Origin of the sequence: Paracoccus sp. (in: a-proteobacteria) (assembly GCF_032007265.1) — a bacterium.
Classification (GTDB): Bacteria; Pseudomonadota; Alphaproteobacteria; order Rhodobacterales; family Rhodobacteraceae; genus Paracoccus.
The window spans coordinates 1-3,548 of the sequence record NZ_DALZMB010000186.1 but is presented as its reverse complement, the minus strand read 5'-3'; the positions used below and the strand labels follow the sequence as shown (position 1 = coordinate 3,548).

4 protein-coding genes are annotated in these 3,548 nt (G+C 59.5%); all 4 read right to left on the bottom strand.

Annotation, left to right across the window (positions count from 1 at the left end; genetic code table 11):
• Positions 1-311: 311 nt before the first annotated feature.
• The 4 genes from nusB to RTS12_RS20325 all read right to left on the bottom strand — a co-directional run bounded on the left by nusB (position 312) and on the right by RTS12_RS20325 (position 3,246).
• Positions 312-800 (bottom strand): transcription antitermination factor NusB, encoded by a 489-nt coding sequence (nusB, locus tag RTS12_RS20340; RefSeq protein WP_312531913.1) that lies wholly within the window; start codon positions 798-800, stop codon positions 312-314.
• Positions 797-1,354, bottom strand: a complete 558-nt coding sequence (locus RTS12_RS20335) for a 6,7-dimethyl-8-ribityllumazine synthase (protein ID WP_312531911.1) — start codon at positions 1,352-1,354, stop codon at positions 797-799. Before RTS12_RS20335 ends, nusB begins: the two co-directional genes overlap by 4 nt.
• A 2-nt stretch (positions 1,355-1,356) precedes the next feature.
• Positions 1,357-2,475, bottom strand: a complete 1,119-nt coding sequence (gene ribB / locus RTS12_RS20330) for a 3,4-dihydroxy-2-butanone-4-phosphate synthase (protein WP_312531909.1) — start codon at positions 2,473-2,475, stop codon at positions 1,357-1,359.
• A gap of 171 nt (positions 2,476-2,646) precedes the next feature.
• Complete coding sequence (locus tag RTS12_RS20325) at positions 2,647-3,246, bottom strand: riboflavin synthase (protein ID WP_312531906.1); 600 nt, start codon at positions 3,244-3,246, stop codon at positions 2,647-2,649.
• Positions 3,247-3,548 lie beyond the last annotated feature (302 nt).

Sequence of the window (3,548 nt, the reverse complement as noted above, 5' to 3'; positions counted from 1 at the left end):
GGCTCTGGCAGGGCCCTGGTTCTGTTACCTGGCACCCACCTGGACAACCAGGCTTTCGGGGAAACTTGTGCCGACACGGTCGCTGCGGTTCTCGCCACCCTTTCCCTTCATGATGATCCGGTAGATTTGGCCCCTCATGGGCGGGTCGGCGGGTGAGCTGGGCCAGCTTGTGGCTTTCTCCGCTCGGCAAGCATCCCCATCAATGCGCACAGAAAAACCCGCGGCGATACGGCCAGAAGCGTATCAGCGCGGGTGATTTGAGATCTTGGGACGACCTGCAAGCGATCGTTCACACTGATCGCTTTACAGCGTTAGCTGGAAAAGGCCTCGGGGCGGGCTTCGCGCGCCATATGGTCCAAGACGGCATTGACGAATTTCGACTCGCGGCCGTCATCAAAAAAGGCCTGCGCGATGCGCACATATTCGGTGATCACCACCTTGGGCGGCGTGCCCGGCGTAACCAGCTCGGCACCGGCTGCGCGGAAAACGGCACGCAAAACGGGATCGATCCGGTCAATCGGCCATTTGGCAACCAAGGCGCGGTCCGTCATCTGGTCGATCTTCGATTGCCAGGTCACGGCATCCTCGACAACGCGGGTAAACAGCGCTTCATCGGCTTCGGGGGTGATTTCGCCCTCGTATTCCGTGGCAATCCGCCAGTCTGCGAATTCGCGACGCACGCGCTTGGCCGACATGCTGGCCGCTTCCATCTGGAAAAGGGCCTGGACGGCATAAAACCGAGCCGCCGCGCTAAGGGCGCGACGGTCGGGGCGTTTTGGGGTATGTTCTGCGTCGCTCATGCTAAAGTCGGTCCGTCAATTTCTCCCGCGATGCGGATAATGTCGTGATCGCCCGTCAAAGCTTTTCCCTGACGTGGGCTTTCCGAGGTGAATTTTCGTGCCAGAGCAATCAGGTGCAAAGCAGCGGCTGCCGCGCCGCCACCTTTGTTCTGACCATTCGGCTCGGCGCGAACCTCGGCTTGTGCCGGGTTCTCGACCGTCAAGATACCGTTGCCGATGGCCAGACCTTGCAGCCCCAGCAGCATCAGCCCGCGCGAGCTGTCATTACAAACCGTATCGTAATGGGTCGTCTCGCCGCGAATGATGCAGCCAAGCGCGACATAGCCATCATATTGCCCCGAACGCGCAGCCAGCGCGATCGCCGAGGGGATCTCAAGCGCGCCGGGCACTTCGATCAGATCGACCGCCGCCCCCGCAGCTTGCCCGATGGCACGTGCGCCCGCGATCAAATCATTGGAGATCGCGCGATAATAAGGCGAGACCACGATCAAAAGCCGCACGGGTGCGCTCAGTTCGGGCAAGGGCATCTGGTAATGTTCGACGCTGGAAGCCATGATCAATCCTCTGGTATCGGGCGGGTGGAATGGATCGAAAGCCCGTAGGCGTCAAGCCCGACAACCTTCAGCGGAGCGGAATTCGTCAAAAGAACCAGTTCTGACAGCCCCAAAGTGGACAAAATCTGCGCACCAAGGCCGTAAACACGCAATGTATGCGGCGAGGCCTCGTCAGGGAAGGTCACATTCTTGGCCAGATCACGGATCAGCACGACGACGCCTCGGCCCTCTTGGGCAATGACGTTCATGGCGGATGACAGCTCGCCCGAGCCGACGCGCCCGATCCCCAGCACATCGTGAAGCGGATCAAGTGCATGCATACGCACCAAGACCGGCTCGGGCGTGCTCAGATCGCCCTTGCTCAGCACGATATGTTCCGCGCCCTGTGCGGCATCAGCAAAGATGCGCAGCATCCATTCGCCGCCGTGGCTTGAGTGGACATGGCGCTGTGCGCGCTCCGAGATCAGGTTGTCGTGACGGCGCCGATAGGCGATCAGATCGCTGATCGTGCCGATTTTCAGCCCGTGCTTTTGCGCGATGGCGATCAAATCCGGCAAACGCGCCATGGTGCCGTCTTCGTTCATGATCTCACAGATCACACCCGAAGGGTTCAGACCCGCCAGCCGCGCGACATCGACGGCAGCTTCGGTATGACCTGCGCGAACCAATACCCCGCCATCGCGCGCGCGCAGCGGAAAGACATGGCCAGGCGTGGCAATATCGCTGGCACCCTTGGTCGGGTCGATGGCCACGGCCACGGTACGCGCCCGGTCATGGGCAGAAATCCCGGTGGTGACGCCTTCGCGCGCCTCGATCGAGACGGTAAAGGCGGTCTCGTGCCGGGTCGAGTTCTTGGGCGTCATCAGGCCCAGTCCCAGCGCGTCGATGCGCTCGCCGGGCATGGCCAGACAGATCAACCCGCGACCATGGGTGGCCATGAAGTTAATCGCGTTGGGCGTGGCCATTTGCGCGGGAATGACGAAATCGCCCTCATTCTCGCGGTCCTCATGATCGACAAGGATAAACATGCGACCATTGCGGGCATCTTCGATGATGTCCTCGATCTTCGAGATCGCATCCGACCAGTCGCGCTCGACCGGACCGGGATTGTCATATTGCATCATCTGCTCCTGCAAAGGGGATTGCGGCCAAGCCAACCAGGATCCGACTTCCCCTGTGGGGGGCAAGATCAGAAAGGCCAAGGCGGCCGCGAGTGTCAAAGCATCTTTTTAGCGGGCTGAGGTGGGACATCAGGTTAAATATAATCCGATCCTCGCCATGCTCAACCTGCATCACGCGGGTCCGGCCTCGGCCAGACGGGCGACGTAACGGGCCAGCATATCGATTTCAAGGTTCACCGCATCCCCCTGACGCGCCTCACCCCAGGTCGTGACCTGCTGGGTATGAGGGATCAGATTGACCCCAAAGCAATCGTCATTGACCTCATTGACCGTCAGCGAGACCCCGTTCAGCGCGACCGAGCCCTTGGAGGCGATAAATCGCTTCAGTTCGGCCGGTACGCGAAAAACGATTCGTGTGCTATCGCCCTCGTCGGTGATCGACTCGATCCGCGCGACCCCATCGACATGCCCCGACACGATATGCCCGCCCAGCTCATCGCCGACCTTTAGCGCGCGCTCTAGGTTCAGGCGCTGACCACCTTGCCAGCCATTCGCCCCGATCGCGGTTTTGGCGATGGTTTCGGCCGAAATATCGACATCGAACCAATCGGCGCCCTTACCCACAACCGTCAGGCAAATCCCATCACAAGCGATTGATGCGCCCATATCCACGCCACTCATGTCATAGCTGCAGCCAATACGCGCGCGCATATCGCCCCGCATCTCGACGCTTAGAACGCGGCCAATGTCAGTGATGATCCCAGTAAACATGCAAATTCCGCCAATTGTACCTTGCTAAGTGAGTAAGTGCTTGGGGGCCGATCTTCAAGCAAGACCCGTAAAGACCACTTTAGATTGTGACAGCACACAGGTAATTGCGCTTTTTCCATTGTATTTTAACACCTGAGGCCTAGTAAGACGGGAAAACACTTATCTTTTTTCGCGTGGATTTTATTACCTAGTGTTGACCCCATCCCCCCTGCCCGCAAGCGACAAGCCTCCCTCTCTATCTAACAGCGCTGATGGGCGGGTGTTTTTGCTGCTTCAAGGCCCTCATGGGCCGTATTTCGACC

What these genes read in the sequence shown, in the direction of transcription:
- ribB (WP_312531909.1), bottom strand. Translation starts at nt 2,475, where the DNA reads ATGCAATATGACAATCCCGGTCCGGTCGAGCGCGACTGGTCGGATGCG.
- nusB (WP_312531913.1), bottom strand. Translation starts at nt 800, where the DNA reads ATGAGCGACGCAGAACATACCCCAAAACGCCCCGACCGTCGCGCCCTT.
- RTS12_RS20335 (WP_312531911.1), bottom strand. Translation starts at nt 1,354, where the DNA reads ATGGCTTCCAGCGTCGAACATTACCAGATGCCCTTGCCCGAACTGAGC.
- RTS12_RS20325 (WP_312531906.1), bottom strand. Translation starts at nt 3,246, where the DNA reads ATGTTTACTGGGATCATCACTGACATTGGCCGCGTTCTAAGCGTCGAG.